At 62.8% G+C, this 14407-nt stretch carries 12 protein-coding genes; 7 read left to right on the top strand and 5 right to left on the bottom strand.

Annotation, left to right across the window (positions count from 1 at the left end; translation table 11 throughout):
- The first annotated feature begins 37 nt into the window (after positions 1–37).
- Complete coding sequence (locus tag DDQ68_RS21380) at positions 38–1285, top strand: geranylgeranyl reductase family protein (protein WP_109658112.1); 1248 nt, start codon at positions 38–40, stop codon at positions 1283–1285.
- An 82-nt stretch (positions 1286–1367) separates the two neighbouring features.
- Here DDQ68_RS21380 and DDQ68_RS21385 read toward each other — a convergent pair whose 3' ends face one another.
- Complete coding sequence (locus DDQ68_RS21385) at positions 1368–2255, bottom strand: tetratricopeptide repeat protein (protein WP_109658113.1); 888 nt, start codon at positions 2253–2255, stop codon at positions 1368–1370.
- Between the two features lie 237 nt (positions 2256–2492).
- Here DDQ68_RS21385 and lpdA point away from each other — a divergent pair, with 237 nt between their 5' ends.
- Positions 2493–3887 (top strand): dihydrolipoyl dehydrogenase, encoded by a 1395-nt coding sequence (lpdA, locus tag DDQ68_RS21390; protein ID WP_109658114.1) that lies wholly within the window; start codon positions 2493–2495, stop codon positions 3885–3887.
- 58 nt (positions 3888–3945) lie between these two features.
- On the opposite strand, the gene DDQ68_RS21395 is transcribed toward lpdA, so the two are convergent.
- Entirely contained in the window at positions 3946–4578 is a 633-nt protein-coding gene (locus DDQ68_RS21395) for a DUF6624 domain-containing protein (RefSeq protein WP_109658115.1), read from the bottom strand.
- 185 nt (positions 4579–4763) lie between these two features.
- Here DDQ68_RS21395 and DDQ68_RS21400 point away from each other — a divergent pair, with 185 nt between their 5' ends.
- Positions 4764–4958, top strand: a complete 195-nt coding sequence (locus DDQ68_RS21400; protein ID WP_211320187.1) for a hypothetical protein — start codon at positions 4764–4766, stop codon at positions 4956–4958.
- Between the two features lie 6 nt (positions 4959–4964).
- Here DDQ68_RS21400 and DDQ68_RS21405 read toward each other — a convergent pair whose 3' ends face one another.
- Together DDQ68_RS21405 and DDQ68_RS21410 are read right to left on the bottom strand one after the other, a co-directional pair.
- The gene (locus tag DDQ68_RS21405; protein ID WP_162550315.1) at positions 4965–5849 is read right to left on the bottom strand and encodes an energy transducer TonB; all 885 of its coding nucleotides are present in this window, start codon (positions 5847–5849) and stop codon (positions 4965–4967) included.
- 160 nt (positions 5850–6009) lie between these two features.
- Entirely contained in the window at positions 6010–6939 is a 930-nt protein-coding gene (locus DDQ68_RS21410) for a DMT family transporter (protein ID WP_109658562.1), read from the bottom strand.
- Positions 6940–7035: 96 nt separating this feature from the next.
- On the opposite strand from DDQ68_RS21410, the gene DDQ68_RS21415 reads away from it, so the two are divergent.
- From DDQ68_RS21415 to DDQ68_RS21430, 4 genes are all read left to right on the top strand, one after another.
- Entirely contained in the window at positions 7036–8364 is a 1329-nt protein-coding gene (locus DDQ68_RS21415) for a replication-associated recombination protein A (protein ID WP_109658117.1), read from the top strand.
- Positions 8365–8674: 310 nt separating this feature from the next.
- A complete protein-coding gene (sppA, locus tag DDQ68_RS21420; RefSeq protein ID WP_109658563.1) occupies positions 8675–10465 on the top strand; it encodes a signal peptide peptidase SppA in 1791 nt (596 codons plus the stop codon).
- 149 nt (positions 10466–10614) lie between these two features.
- The gene (locus DDQ68_RS21425) at positions 10615–12492 is read left to right on the top strand and encodes a M1 family metallopeptidase (protein ID WP_109658118.1); all 1878 of its coding nucleotides are present in this window, start codon (positions 10615–10617) and stop codon (positions 12490–12492) included.
- Positions 12493–12504: 12 nt separating this feature from the next.
- Complete coding sequence (locus tag DDQ68_RS21430) at positions 12505–13350, top strand: purine-nucleoside phosphorylase (RefSeq protein WP_109658119.1); 846 nt, start codon at positions 12505–12507, stop codon at positions 13348–13350.
- Positions 13351–13525: 175 nt separating this feature from the next.
- Here the strand turns inward: DDQ68_RS21430 and DDQ68_RS21435 are convergent, their stop codons facing one another.
- On the bottom strand, positions 13526–14359 hold the full coding sequence (locus DDQ68_RS21435; protein WP_109658120.1) for a DUF4249 domain-containing protein: 834 nt from the start codon (positions 14357–14359) through the stop codon (positions 13526–13528).
- Between the last annotated feature and the right edge of the window lie 48 nt (positions 14360–14407).

Consider the following 14407-nt stretch of genomic DNA (forward strand, 5'->3'; position numbering starts at 1 on the left):
CCATGCTTTGCACCTCAGATTCCTCGCTGCGCCCGAAATGACAGCGCATCACCACATCTGCATCCTGGGCGCGGGGCCCGGCGGGGCCACCGCCGCCCTGCATCTGGCCAACGCCGGCCAGCCCTGCCTGCTGCTTGACCGCGCCGCGTTTCCGCGCGACAAAGTGTGCGGTGACGCGCTGAGCGGCAAGGTGTTGATGGAGCTGAAGCGCATCGACGAAGCGCTACCGGCCCGGCTGGGGGCCCTGCCTGCGCAGGTGCCGAGCTGGGGTATCGACTTCTTCGCGCCCAACGGCCGCCGCCTGGCTATTCCCTTCAAGCCGCAGTTCGACAAGGCCACCGACCGCCCCGCCGGCCACGTGGCCAAGCGCCTCGATTTCGATAATTTCCTGGTGAACGAAGTGCGCCAGCGGCCCGAAATCGACTTCCGCGAAAACGTGGACGTGGCCCGCACCGAGCGCACCCCGGCCGGCGGCTGGCAGCTGTTCGACAAAGCCGGCAACCTGCTGGCCGAGTGCAAGTTACTACTGGTGGCCAACGGGGCGCAATCGGCGTTTGCACGCCAGGTGGCCGGCCACGCCCTGGAACCCGACCACCACTGCGTCGGCCTGCGCACCTACTACCGCGGCGTGGCCGGCCTCAGCCCCGATAATTTCATCGAGCTGCACTTCATCAAGGAATTCCTGCCCGGCTACCTATGGGTGTTCCCGCTGCCCAATGGCCAGGCCAACGTGGGCGTGGGGATGCTTTCGAAGACCGTAGCGGCCAAAAAAATCAACCTGCGCCAGCGGCTCGATGAGATTTTGGCTACCCACCCGGCCCTGGCTCCACGCTTCGCACAGGCCGAGCGGTTGGGGCCCGTGCGCGGCTTCGGGCTGCCGCTGGGCTCGAAGCGGCGGGCGCTGTCGGGGCCCCATTACCTGTTGCTCGGCGACGCCGGCTCGCTCATCGACCCGTTTTCGGGCGAGGGTATTTCGCACGCCATGGTGAGCGGGCGCCACGCCGCCGTGTGGGCCGCCCAGGCCGTGGCCAGCGGCGATTTCAGCCCGCAATTCCTCCAGAACTACGATAAGGCCGTGTACAACCGCCTTTGGCAGGAGCTACGCCTGAGCCGCGCCATGCAGCGGCTGCTCAACTTTCCCAGCCTGTTCAACATCGTGGCCAACCGCGCCGCCAACAACCCCACGCTGGCCGAAACCCTCTCCGCCATGTTCCTCGATCTGGACCTGCGCGAGCGGTTGCGCAAGCCCAGCTTCTACTTTAAGCTGCTATTTGGAGGAAAGTGATTTTTAGGGCCCCCAGCCGGTCATGCTGAACGCAGTGAAGCATGACCGGCTGGGGGCCCTAAATAGAAGGCCTGAATGTGCGCTAAGGCCGACCGGCCGTGGGGCGTGGGGCCCGGATGGGCGTAGCCTTGATGGGTTCCTTGCCGTCGTTGCCCACGTAGCGGCGCAGGCTCTTGGCGGCGTTGGGGTTGAGGTCGGTGGCGCGCTCCAGGTCGCGGCGCGCCTCGGGCAGCTTGTCGAACGAGGCGTAGCTGATGCCGCGGTACTCCCAGGCGTCGGCGTAGGCCGAATCGAGCTGGATGGCGCGCGTGAAATCGGCCACGGCGGGCTTGTACTGGAGCATCTGCATTTTGGCCACGCCGCGGCCGAAGAATGATTCCTTGTCGTCGGGCCGGTACCGGAGGGCCCCGGCGAAGTCGGCGGCAGCGGCCTTGTACCGCTTCATCATCAGGTGGTTCACGCCGCGGTTGTAGTAGGCGTCGGGGTTGTTGCGCTGGTAGCGTAGGGCGGCCGAGTAGTCGAGCTGGGCGGCGGGGTACTCGTGCAGGTAGCTCTTGGCCTTGGCGCGCTGGAGCAGGGCGGCGGGGTCCTTAGGGCTGCGCTTGAGGGCGGCGTCGGCCGTGGCCAGCATCTGGCGGCACTCTGCGTTGGTCAGCTTCTTCTCGCGGGTGCGCTCGGCCGACGCCTCGCGGGCAGAGGGGGCCCTGGCGCCGGCGCCTTCGGTGGCTAGCACGCCAGCGCGGGCGTCGGGCGCCGAGCGGGCGGCCCCGGTCGAGTCAACGAGCGGCACCGCGGGGGAAGTTACTGAATCAGTAGCCGGGGCGGGTGGGATAGCGGCCGGGGCGGCCAGGGTAGCGACGGATGCGCCGGCGGTGTGATTGGACTGCTCCTTTTCGGCGGTGGCGGCGCAGTTGGTGAGGGCCCCCAGCAGGCCCAGGGCCGCCAGCAGGGAAAGAGTCGAAGTGCGCATAAGGCAAAGGGAAAGCGAACCGCTTGGGCCGGGGTGGCCAAAACCGCGCTTTATACGGCCCGCCCCGCCCGGTGGCTGCCCGGCCGCAAGCAGGCGCGGGCACGTTCGGGGGCCCGGTGGGGTTTGGGGGAGTGCCGGGGTGCGCGGTTATCTTTGCGCACTGGCCGGGGCAGCGGCCGGCCGGTGCTTTCCTTTCTCTTCTCGGTGATTTTACTTTCTCTTCTTTCGTAAGACTTTATGGCATTGCAATTTGATTTGGTGGTGGTGGGCAGCGGCCCGGGCGGCTACGTGGCGGCTATCCGGGCGTCGCAGCTGGGGCTGAAAGTGGGCGTCATTGAGCGCGAAAGCCTCGGCGGCATCTGCCTCAACTGGGGCTGCATTCCTACCAAAGCGCTGCTGAAATCGGCGCAGGTATTCGAGTATTTTCACCACGCCGCCGACTACGGCCTGAGCGCCGAGGGCGTGGGCTTCGACTTCGCGAAAGTGGTGCAGCGCAGCCGCGGCGTAGCCGATGGCATGAGCAAGGGCATCAACTTCCTGTTCAAAAAGAACAAGATTGAAACCGTGATGGGTGTGGGCAAGCTGCTGGCCCCCGGCAAAGTGGAGGTCACCAAGGCCGATGGCACCAAGGAAATGGTGGAGGCCAAGAGCATCATCCTGGCCACCGGTACCCGCGCCCGCCAGCTGCCCAACCTGCCGATTGACGACGTAAAAATCATCGGCTACCGCAAGGCCATGACCCTGGAGCAGATGCCCAAAAGGATGGTGGTGGTGGGCTCGGGGGCCATTGGCGTCGAGTTTGCCTACTTCTACCGCACCATGGGCGCGGAGGTCACCATCGTGGAGTTTATGCCCCGCATCGTGCCGGTGGAGGACGAGGAGATTTCGCGCCAGATGGAGAAATCCTACAAGAAAATTGGCATAAACATCCTCACCAATGCCGAAGTAACGAAGGTGGACACCAGCGGCCCCGGCTGCGTAGTGACCGTGAAAATGGCCAAGGGCGAGCAACAAATTGACTGCGACATCGTGCTGAGCGCCGTGGGCATCCAACCTAACCTGGAGAACATCGGCCTCGAAGAACTGGGCATTAACGTGGAACGCGGCCGCGTGGTGGTGGACGATTTCTACCAGACCAACGTACCCGGCATCTACGCCATCGGCGACATCGTGCCGGGCCCCGCCTTGGCGCACGTGGCCTCGGCTGAGGGCATCATCTGCGTGGAGAAAATTGCCGGCCACCACCCCGAGCCCCTCAACTACCAGAACATCCCCGGCTGCACCTACGCCTCGCCCGAAATCGCCAGCGTGGGCTATACCGAAGCCGAAGCCAAGGCCAAAGGCTACGACATCCTGGTGGGCAAGTTCCCGTTCTCGGCCTCGGGCAAGGCCAGCGCCGCCGGCGCCAAGGATGGTTTCGTAAAAGTCATCTTTGACAAGAAGTACGGCGAGTGGCTGGGGGCCCACATGATTGGCGCCAACGTAACCGAGCTGATTGCCGAAGTAGTCGTAGCCCGCAAGCTTGAAACCACGGGCCACGAAATCATCAAGTCGGTGCACCCGCACCCCACCATGAGTGAGGCCATCATGGAAGCCGCCGCCGCCGCCTACGGCGAAGTGATTCACCTGTAGGCTTTTCGGCCGAAACAATTAGAGGGCCCCGACTGCATTGTGCAGCCGGGGCCCTTTTTTATTCTTTCAGAATCAACGTGCCGGGCCGCAATTCCGGCGTGATGGAATCAAGCCCCAGGGCCCTACGCCGGGCTTCCAGCGCGGCGGGGGCTTCGACGGGCGAGAGGTAGTTTTCCTCTCGCCCGTTGGCCAACACGCGACGCTCCGATTGGGTGCCGTAGCGCTGCGGCTGTCCCCGCTGGAGCAGGTAGCGGTCGAGGTAGGTGGCCCAGGTTTCGGCCGGAATCTCTTTGCGTTGAAAAGCTGCCTGCATATTGGGATAAAAGCGGGCGTGGACGGAATCGGGCGCGTGCTGCACAAACAAGAAAACGGCCTGCATTCCGTCCTGGCCCACCTGGGCCGGGCGCGGCCAGCCGTAGCGGCCTAGCAGGCCCTGGAACTGGGCAAACCGGCCGGCGTCGCGTCGCGGCAGCCAGCGGTTGCCGCTGTCGGCCTGGGGCGAACTAAAGCCGTACCGCTTAAAGAGGGCGAATAGGCGCTGACGGTCAGCTTGATCGGCTGCGGCCAGTTGGGAAAGTTTTCGGCTGTACGCTGGGTTGAGGGGCGTTGCCGACGTAGGCTTGGTAATCCGGCTGTGGTGTCCGCAGCCACTCAGTAGCAGTAGAACCAGTAGAAACGAAGCTAAACGCATGTTACCTGCAATGCTAAATTTTAACTGCCAAGGATTCCTTGACAGATGCATTCTATGTAATCACGGCGCTACTTCACTGCTTCCAGTTGGTAAAGATTACTTACCAACTGCCATTACAAGCAGTTGTCCGGGATTACTGGACAACTTCAAAACCCAGTAGTCAAGAAATCCTTGACTACTGGGTTTTGAAAAAGGAATGTACATTTTTTGCACGTTCCTCCTGTCTCGACCGTAACCGCTGCCTCTACCACCCCGACGGCTCGCGTCGGCTGGCCGATAACGCCTTGGTGGCCCTCACGCTGCTCATCGCCGAAAGCAAGCCCGAGGACAAAGCCACAATGGTAACGCTGGTGGTGAACCTGATTAACCAGGATAATTAGCAGGGCTCACTTAGGGATGCTCAACTCGGCCTCTGCAAATTTCAGGAATTCGTATTCGGGCTGTAGTTCGCCGTCAAGAAGCGTTTTCTCGTTGAGAAATTCCGGCTGATTTTCGTTGGCCAAGTTCCAGGTGCCCACGTAATGAAGCTTATCGGCCGCCACTACGAACTGGTAGCGGGTAGCGCCTAACGTTCTGGCCGTGAAGTTACTTGGTGGCTTGCGGACACTTTCCAAGTGGATCTTCAGGCCGCTCCACGCGGAGTCGGGAAATTCATATATGAACAAGGCATAGCGCCCGGCCGGCAGCGCGTAGCAGAAGGCATTTTCCCGCATAGTTTTCAGGACGGGTTTGACGTTGATGCGGAGAGATTTGTGGGTGGTCATGTTCACTAGGCGCACATACTGGCCCTGGCCCAAGGTATTGCCGCTGAGCCGCTGTAGAAAACGGCCGTATACCAGGCCTTTGCCAGCGGGCGGGTGCGGCAGGTTGCCGTTCCAACTCGCCAGGGGCAGCACGAGCTTCTGGTAGGGCCCCCAATCCAACGAATCGCCCGCGGGCGCGGTGCTGTTGCGAATGCCGAAGCTGATGGGCACCGTGAAACTGACGCTTACGGGCCGCCCGTTTTGGGTGCCAGGCCGCCACTGAATGCGTTCCAGGCGGCGGGCGTTGCGCAACACCTCAGCATCGACATCGGCACGGATGCCCTGCACCAACCTAACGTCGGTTGCGCGGCCCAAGGCGTTGATGTTGAACGAGAAAAATACCCGGCCCTGCACCCCGTCCCAGAGAGCCTGGGGAGGGAACCGCAGGCTGTCGTTGATAAATTTTACAATCCGCTCGTTGTTCGAGCGGGTGCTGTCGCCGGGTTCGAGTCCCGGAAATAGCGGCATACGTTCCACATAAGCGTATTTTTTGGCCCCAGCCGTATTGGCCTTGGCCGGGGCAGACTGACCAAAAGCGTTGCCAACTAATGACGATGCTAGAAAACTACCCAAAAGAATAAAAGTGTAGCGCATAATGGCCTAAGATAGGCCAATAGGGGCATAATTCTCAATCCTGCGCTGCCAGCACCCCGTCCCGCGCCGGGCTCCTTTTGGGCTTTTTGCTCACCAGCCACACGCCCACGAAGATGAGCACGGCCTGCCCGGCCTTGTCCCAGGTGAGGGTGTCTTTGCCCAGCGCCACGGCGATGAGCACGGCCAGCACCGGCTGGAGGTAGATGTACACGCCGAGCAGGGTGGGGGAGGCGTACTTCAGGGCCCAGTTGTTGAGCAAGTAGGCCAAGATGGTGAGGAAGAATACCATGTACAAAACCTCGGCCCATATTTTCGGCGGGAAGTGGGCGTAGTCGGTGGTAAGGGCCTCGCGCCAGCCGAAGGGCACCGCCACCAGGGCTCCTATCAGGAAGATGCGCCCCAACACCGTGAAGGGGTGGTACTTGCGCATGAGCGGGGCCACCAGCACCAGGTACAGCCCGAAAAACGTGGCGTTGAGCAAGATGTAGATGTTGCCCAGCGTGGCGTGCGGGTAGATAGTGGCCTGCGCCGGCCGGCTGAGGATGAGCGCCGCCGCGCCGCCCGCCCCCACCAGGATGCCCAGCAGCCGGAAAAGGGTGATTTTCTCGCGCAGCAATACGGCCGAGGCCACCACCACCACGATGGGCGAGATGGTTTGGAGCAGCGAGGCCGAGATGGGCGACGTGTAGTTCAGGCCTGAAAAAAACAGCAGCTGGTTGAGCCCGATGCCGCTGACGCCGCAAAACAACGCCCGCAGGTTGTCGGCCCGGCCCCGGATTTTGTCGTGGGGCGCGGCTAGTTGCTTGGCCACCGCAAAGAAAATAGAAGCCCCCAGCACCCGCAGCGTCACGATGCCGAAGGGGTGCATGTACACGGGCATCAGGTCTTTGGCCAGGCTATAGGTGGCCGCGTAGATGAGGGTGACCAGGAACAGGGCTGCGTGCACGCGGTATTGGTTTTTCATGGGGGATTGGGGCGTTGCGGGGCGAACTTTGTGGTTGGCGCCGGGGCCCCGCAACGGGGCCCCGGCGCCAACCACAAAGTTCGCGCTCCTTCCGCCATGTCCTCTCTCTTTTCCGACGACGAACCCGCCGCCTTTGCCCCGCCGCCCGGCCCGGGCCCCGACGCGCCCTTGGCCGAGCGCCGCCGCCCCCACCGCCTGGCCGACTACGCGGGCCAGCCCCACCTGCTGGGGCCCCAGGGCGTGCTTACGCGCTACCTGGCCGCCGGCCGCCTGCCCAGCCTGCTGCTGTGGGGCCCCCCGGGCGTGGGCAAAACCACCCTGGCTCTGCTGCTGGCCAGCGAGTTGAAGCAGCCATTCGCCGCCCTCAGCGCCATCAACGCGGGGGTGAAGGACGTGCGCGAGGTCATTGAGCGGGCCCGGCGGCAGCGCGGCACGGTGCTGTTTATTGATGAGATTCACCGCTTCAGTAAGGCGCAGCAGGATGCGCTGCTGGGGGCCGTGGAAAATGGAACGATTACCCTAATCGGCGCCACCACCGAAAACCCGTCATTCGAGGTGATTCCGGCTCTGCTCTCGCGCTGCCAGGTGTACGTGCTGGAGCCGCTGGGGCCCGACACGCTGCGCGGCATCGTTGCCAAAGCTCTGGCCGAGGACCCGACGCTCAGCCAAATCAAGGTCAAGCTCAAGGAAGACCATGCCCTGCTGGCCCTGAGCGGCGGCGATGCTCGCAAGCTGCTTAACCTGCTCGAAATTGTGGTGCAGAGCACGCCGCCCGACAAAAAAGGCGTCGTCACCGTCACCGATGCCGTGGTGCAGCAGGTGGCCCAGCGCCCCCTGGCGCGCTACGACAAGGGCGGCGAAATGCACTACGACGTGATTTCAGCCTTCATCAAGAGCATCCGCGGCTCCGATCCCAACGCCGCGCTCTACTACCTGGCCGTGATGCTGGAGGGCGGCGAAGACGTGAAATTCATCGCCCGGCGGATGCTCATTCTGGCCTCCGAAGACATCGGCAACGCCAACCCCAACGCCCTGCTGCTGGCCACGAGCTGCTTCCAGGCGTGCACCGTCATCGGCCTGCCCGAGTCGGATTTGATTCTTAGCCAAACGGTTATCTACCTGGCCACGTCGGAGAAAAGCAACGCCGCCTATACGGCCATCCGGGCGGCGCAGGCCGAGGTGCGGGCCCGTGGCGTGCATCCCGTGCCGGTGCCGCTGCGCAACGCCCCTACGCGGTTGCTGAAGCAGCTCGGCTACGGCAAGGAGTACGAGTACTCGCACAACGGCGCAGGCAACTTCGCGGCCCAGGAGTTTCTGCCCGATGCGTTGAGTGGCACCGCCTTCTACGACCCAGGCCAGAACGCCGCCGAGCAGCGCATCCGCGAGAAGCTGCGCGGCTGGTGGGGCGAGAAGTACGGCTACTAAAATTGCAGATTCCCGGGGCCCCAAAAAATCATGGATGCGCCGCGGATTGGTTGGCGAATAAGCGGTAGGGTGCAGGGCTTGCCCCCGCCCGCCGTTGCACGAACCGCGCGACAATCGTACAACGACGGGCGGGGGCAAGCCCCGCACCCCACTGCGCGACGAGCATAAAACAAGAAAGCCGCCGCCGTCTGGGGCCGCAAAAGGCCGGCCGGGACGGGAGCGGCGTATCTTGCCCCATATTTTTCAGCGGCCGCTTACCGCGCCGTTGGAATCTGCGAAATCTAACCAAATCTGCAAAATCTGCGATTTTATGCGTCAATTTTTTAAATTCACCTTCGCCACGTTAGTGGGACTGGTGCTGTTTTTCGGCCTCGGCTTGGCCGTGCTCGCCGTCATCGTGGGCGTAGCCAGCAGCGCTAGCAAAACCAAAAGCGTAGCCGCCAACTCGGTGCTGGAGTTGAAGCTGAACGAGCCGTTGACCGAGCGCGGGCAGTCCATCGACTTCAATCTGCTGGGTGGCCGGCAGTCGTCCACGGGCCTGGTGGCGCTGAAGGAGGCCATTGGCCGGGCCAAAACCGATGACGACATCAAGGGTATCCTGCTGAACCTGGATATTGTGCAGGGCGGCATGGCCTCGCTGGAAGAGGTGCGCGACGCGCTGCTCGACTTCAAAAAGTCGGGCAAATTCGTGGTGGCTTACCACGAAACGGCCTCCGAGAAGAGCTACTACCTGGCCTCGATGGCTAACGAAATCTACCTGCACCCCCAGGGCCTGCTGGAATTCAACGGCTTAAGCTCGGAAGTGATGTTCTACAAGCGGCTGTTTGAGAAGGCCGGTATTGAGCCCTACATCTTCCGGGTGGGCTCGTTCAAGAGCGCCGTGGAGCCGTTTTTTCGCGAGAATTTCTCCGATTCGGCCCGCCTGCAAACCGTGTCGTACCTGAACTCGCTCAACGACCATATGATTGGCCAGGTGGCTACCGCGCGGGGCATTGCGCCCGCCCGCCTGCACGTTATTTCCGACTCGATGCTGGTGCACGACGCCAGCGACGCCCTGCGCCTGAAGCTGGTGACCAAGCTCGGCTACTTCGACGAGGTGCAGGACTACATGCGCGGCAAGCTGGGCCTGGCCAAAGATAAAAAGCCCAACCTGGTGAGCCTGAGCGACTACACCGACGACAACCCGTCCGATGGAAAAGAAGGCAAGACTAGCGGCAACCGCATCGCCGTTATCTACGCTGAGGGCGACATCGTAACCGGCAAAGGTTCCGACGAAAATATCGGTAGCACCAAGTTTGCCGAAGCCATCCGCAAGGCCCGGCTCGACGACAAGGTGAAGGCCGTAGTGCTGCGCATCAACTCGCCCGGCGGCTCGTCGCTAGCCTCCGACGTGATTTACCGCGAGGTGCTGCTCACCAAAAAGGTGAAGCCAATTATCGCCAGCATGAGCGATGTGGCGGCCTCGGGCGGCTACTACATTGCCATGGCCTGCGATACCATCGTGGCCCACCCGAACTCGATTACTGGCTCGATTGGCGTGTTTGGCGTGCTGCCCAACATCCAGCCGCTGCTGGCCGATAAGCTCGGCATCACGGTGGACCGCGTGACGACGGGCAAGTTTTCGGACCTGCCTACCATCACCCGGGCCCTGTCGGACTACGAGAAAAAGACCTTGCAGCACAGCGTGGACCTGATTTACGCCGACTTCACGAGCAAGGCCGCCCTGGGCCGCCACATGCCCGTGGAGCGCCTGCGCCGCCTGGCCTCGGGCCGCGTCTGGAGCGGCGCCGAAGCCAAAGCCAACGGCCTCGTGGACGTGCTTGGCGACTACGAAACGGCCCTGAAAATCGCCGCTGCCCGCGCCCACCTCAAGGCCGACGACTACCGGGTGCAGCGCCTGCCGCGTCGCAAATCGGGCCTGGAGGCGCTGCTGGCCCGCTTCGGAGTCGGCGACGACGCCGAGGCTGCTGCCGAGGCCCGCATGCAAGCCGCCCTCAAAACAAAGCTGGGGCCCCTGTACCCCGTGTACGCCCAGTACCAGAAGCTGCTGACGATGAGCGGCGTGCAGGCTAAGTTACCTTATGAATTGGAAATCAAGTAGTTGTTTGAAGCAGGGAATAAAAAATAGTCAGGCTAAACGTAGTGAAGCATCTCTCCCGCAGCAGTAATTAATTGGATTAGTTACGCAGGAGAGATGCTTTACTACGTTCAGTATGAGTGGCAATTAAATTCAAATTCGCACACTTAACAATGCGTCAATTTCTCTTTGCCGGCTTGCTGCTGGCCCTTACCACTGCCACGGTCCATGCCCAGGCGCCGCTGTACATGCCGCGCGACATCAAGCAGGCCTTTGCCAAGCAAACGCGCGCAATGGACGGCCGCCCGGGGCCCCGGTACTGGCAGAATACGGCCCGCTACGACATCACGGTGCAGGCCGCGCCGCCGGCGCGCGACATTCGGGGCCGGGAGAAAATTACCTACTTCAACAACAGCCCCGACACGCTCAAGAGCCTGACCATCCGGCTGACGCAGAACATTCACCAGCCCGGGGCGGCCCGCGAGGGCGACGCCGCGCCCGCCTACCTCACGGAGGGCATGACGATTGACTCCTTCGCCGTGGCGGGCCAGGCGCGGCCGTTTGCCGGCCAGGGCCCCGCCACCTGGAAGGTCGTCCGGCTGGCCAAGCCGCTGGCCCCGCACGACTCGGTGCGGCTGGCCTTTGCCTGGCACTTCCCCATTTCGCTGGAAAGCGGCCGGGAAGGCATGATCGACAAAACCACGTTTTTCCTGGCCTACTTCTACCCGCGCATTTCGGTGTACGACGACTACAACGGCTGGGACCGGCTGCCTTTCGTGGATAGTAAGGAGTTTTATAACGACTTCAACGACTACACGTTGCGGGTGCAGGTGCCGGCCAACTACCTCGTGTGGGCCACGGGTACGCTGCAAAACCCCAAGCAGGTGCTCCAGCTGGCCTACGCCAAGCAACTGGCTAAGTCGATGACCAGTGACGCGGTGCTGCACATTGCCACGGCCGCCGATTTGGCTAAGAAAAATATCACCGCCCAGGGCCCCCAGAACACCTGGGTGTGGACGGCCAAGGATATTTCGGACGTGACGCTGGGCCTGAGCGACCATTATGTATGGGACGCCGCCAGTGTGGTGGTGGACCCCGCAACCAAGCGCCGCGCCAGCGTGCAGGCCGCCTTCGCCGACTCGACGGCGGACTTCCACTACGCCGTGAAAAACGGGCAGAACGCGCTGAGCTGGTTTTCGCGCAACCTACCCGGCGTGCCGTACCCGTTTACCAAAATGACGGTGTTTCAGGGCTTTGCCGACATGGAATACCCGATGATGGTGAACGACAGCCCGGAGAAGGACCTGAAGTTTGCGCAGCTCGTAGCCGACCACGAAATCGCTCACACATATTTCCCATTCTACATGGGCATCAACGAGAGCCGCTACGCCTTTATGGACGAGGGCTGGGCTACGACGCTGGAGCTGTTCATTGGCCGCGCCGAAAACGGGGCGGCGCAGGCCGACGAGTTCTACAAGCAATTTCGGGTGAACCGCTGGATTCACGACCCGGCTACGGCCGAGGACCTGCCTATCATCACGCCCAGCAGTGAGCTGCGCGCCGGCTACGGCAACAATTCCTACGGTAAAGCCTCGCTGAGCTACCTGGCCTTGCAGGATATGCTGGGCGAGGAATTATTCAAGAAAAGCCTGAAAGAGTACATGGCCCGCTGGCACGGCAAGCACCCTATTCCGTGGGATTATTTCAACTCGATGAACAGCGCCTCGGGCCAGGATTTGAATTGGTTTTTCAACAACTGGTTCTTTACCAACAACTACATCGACCTGGCTCTCGACCCGGTGACGACTACTGCCCAGGGCCCCGCCGTGGCGGTGCGCAACGTGGGCGGCTTCGCGGTGCCCGTGAACCTGAAAGTGACTTACGCCGACGGCAGCACGGCCGCCGTGCACCAGTCGCCAGCCGTGTGGCGCGCCAACGAGCGGCAGGCTACCATCGCCCTGCCCGGCGCGAAGGCCATTAAAACGGTGGAATTGGTGAACGGCATCTACATGGACGCCGACCCGAGCAACGACCGCCTGACTGTGAAGTAACTAATTGACAGCATGAGTTTTCCTGACGCTGCCGGGGCCCTGCGCGCCCTGCACGAAGCCGCCGACTACATCCGGGAGCAGTCCGGTAATTTCCAGCCCGCCACCGGTATCATCCTCGGCACCGGGCTGGGGGCCCTGGTGCGGGAGGTGGATGTAGCCTACACCCTTAATTACGAGGATATTCCGCACTTCCCGCTCTCCACCGTCGAGAGCCACGCCGGGCGGCTGGTGCTGGGCACGCTGGGCGGCCGGCGCGTGGCCGTGCTGCAAGGCCGCTTCCACTACTACGAGGGCTACAGCATGGCCCAGGTGGTGTTTCCGGTGCGGGTACTGAAGCTGCTGGGTATCGGGCAGCTGCTGGTGAGCAACGCGGCCGGCGGCCTGAACCCGGACTTCCGGCTGGCCGACATCATGCTGATTGACGACCACCTCAACCTACTGCCCACCAACCCCTTGGTGGGCGCTAACCTCGACGCGCTGGGGCCCCGCTTCCCCGACATGTTCGCGCCCTACGACGCTGACCTGCTGGCCCGCGCTGAGGCCGCGGCCCAGGCCCTCGGCCAGGGCCTTACCACGCGCCGCGGCGTGTACGCGGCCCTACCGGGGCCCATGCTCGAAACCCCCGCCGAGTACCGCTACCTGCGCACCATCGGGGCCGATGCGGTGGGTATGAGTACGGTGCCCGAGGTGATTGCCGCCCGGCACATGGGCCTGCCCGTGCTGGCCGCCTCGGTCATCACCGATTTGTGCGCACCCGGCCAACTCAAGCCGGTGGTGCTGGCCGACATCTTCGCCGCCGCCGCCGCCGCCGAGCCGCGCCTCACGGCGCTGCTGCGGGCCGTGGTGGCAGGGTTGTAGGGCCCCCGGGGAGCCTGTTCGGTAAAAATTGAACGTCATGCTGAGCGTAACGAAGTAGAGCCGAAGCATCTCTCCCGCAGCACTATATCATTTGATTAGTGAGCGGGAGAGATGCTTCGGCTCTACTTCGTTGCGCTCAGCATGACGTTCGTTTGTCATCCGGGGGCCACTCTAATTACTTCGATAAGAATATCGTTTTGCGGGTGTAGTTGAGCACCGTGAACACGCCCACGCCGCCCTGCACGGTGCTGTAGATGGCCGAGGGCTGGCCGAAGGGGTTGCCGTTGGCGTTGCGCGCGTCGTTCACCGACTGGCGGAAGCGGTAGAACGCTGGGTCGAGGTGGTAGAGGGTGGCCGTGACGGTATCGCCGGGGTTGAAGCGGTAGCTGGTACCTAGTGTAAAGAGCTGGCCATTGAGCAGGCGGTCCTGGACGGTCAGGTCGTTCTCTGGGCTGCTGTAAATGCGCAGGCCTTTGTGGAGTTGCAGGCGATAGTCGTCGTCGGGCGTGGGCGGGTCCTTGAAGTAGGTGAGAAAATAAGCCTTGCGGTTGTCGCCGGTCTTGTCGTTGAACTTGTAGTTCACCGAGTCGATGGGCACTGTGGTGGGCATGGTGGCCGTGCCGGTGAGGTGGCGGCCCTTGGTGTCCTGCACATCGAGGCCGAAGGTGTCGCCGGGCTTAGCCACCAAGGCCGCGGTGCCGATGTGGGTGTATAATTTCTTGGTAATGGGGTCCTGGCCCGGCCGGTAGTACAGCGGCACCAGGGCCCCGCCGGGCAGCGTCAGGTTCACGGTCACGTCGGTGGGTACCATGGGCAGCACCGCCGACAGGTACGCCTGCGACTCAGTGACGGTGAGGCGCGGTACCACGCCCGGCTCCAGGTAGCACTCGGCCACCAGCTGCGAGTTGTACTCGGGCAGCACCACGGCCAGGTCGTTCGAAAACTTGCCGCAGCCGGCCAGGGCCAGGGCCCCCACAGCGGCGAAATAACGAAAGGGAATCGGCTTCATAACGAATAGCTAATGGGTTGCCCACAAGTGCGATGCGCAAGGGAATTG

This window comes from Hymenobacter nivis (assembly GCF_003149515.1).
GTDB lineage: Bacteria > Bacteroidota > Bacteroidia > Cytophagales > Hymenobacteraceae > Hymenobacter > Hymenobacter nivis.

Bases quoted from the DNA above. Each gene is read 5' to 3' on its own strand.
- DDQ68_RS21380 (WP_109658112.1), top strand. From the start codon at position 38: ATGACAGCGCATCACCACATCTGCATCCTGGGCGCGGGGCCCGGCGGG.
- DDQ68_RS21385 (WP_109658113.1), bottom strand. From the start codon at position 2,255: ATGCGCACTTCGACTCTTTCCCTGCTGGCGGCCCTGGGCCTGCTGGGG.
- lpdA (WP_109658114.1), top strand. From the start codon at position 2,493: ATGGCATTGCAATTTGATTTGGTGGTGGTGGGCAGCGGCCCGGGCGGC.
- DDQ68_RS21395 (WP_109658115.1), bottom strand. From the start codon at position 4,578: ATGCGTTTAGCTTCGTTTCTACTGGTTCTACTGCTACTGAGTGGCTGC.
- DDQ68_RS21405 (WP_162550315.1), bottom strand. From the start codon at position 5,849: ATGCCGCTATTTCCGGGACTCGAACCCGGCGACAGCACCCGCTCGAAC.
- DDQ68_RS21410 (WP_109658562.1), bottom strand. From the start codon at position 6,939: ATGAAAAACCAATACCGCGTGCACGCAGCCCTGTTCCTGGTCACCCTC.
- DDQ68_RS21415 (WP_109658117.1), top strand. From the start codon at position 7,036: ATGTCCTCTCTCTTTTCCGACGACGAACCCGCCGCCTTTGCCCCGCCG.
- sppA (WP_109658563.1), top strand. From the start codon at position 8,675: ATGCGTCAATTTTTTAAATTCACCTTCGCCACGTTAGTGGGACTGGTG.
- DDQ68_RS21425 (WP_109658118.1), top strand. From the start codon at position 10,615: ATGCGTCAATTTCTCTTTGCCGGCTTGCTGCTGGCCCTTACCACTGCC.
- DDQ68_RS21430 (WP_109658119.1), top strand. From the start codon at position 12,505: ATGAGTTTTCCTGACGCTGCCGGGGCCCTGCGCGCCCTGCACGAAGCC.
- DDQ68_RS21435 (WP_109658120.1), bottom strand. From the start codon at position 14,359: ATGAAGCCGATTCCCTTTCGTTATTTCGCCGCTGTGGGGGCCCTGGCC.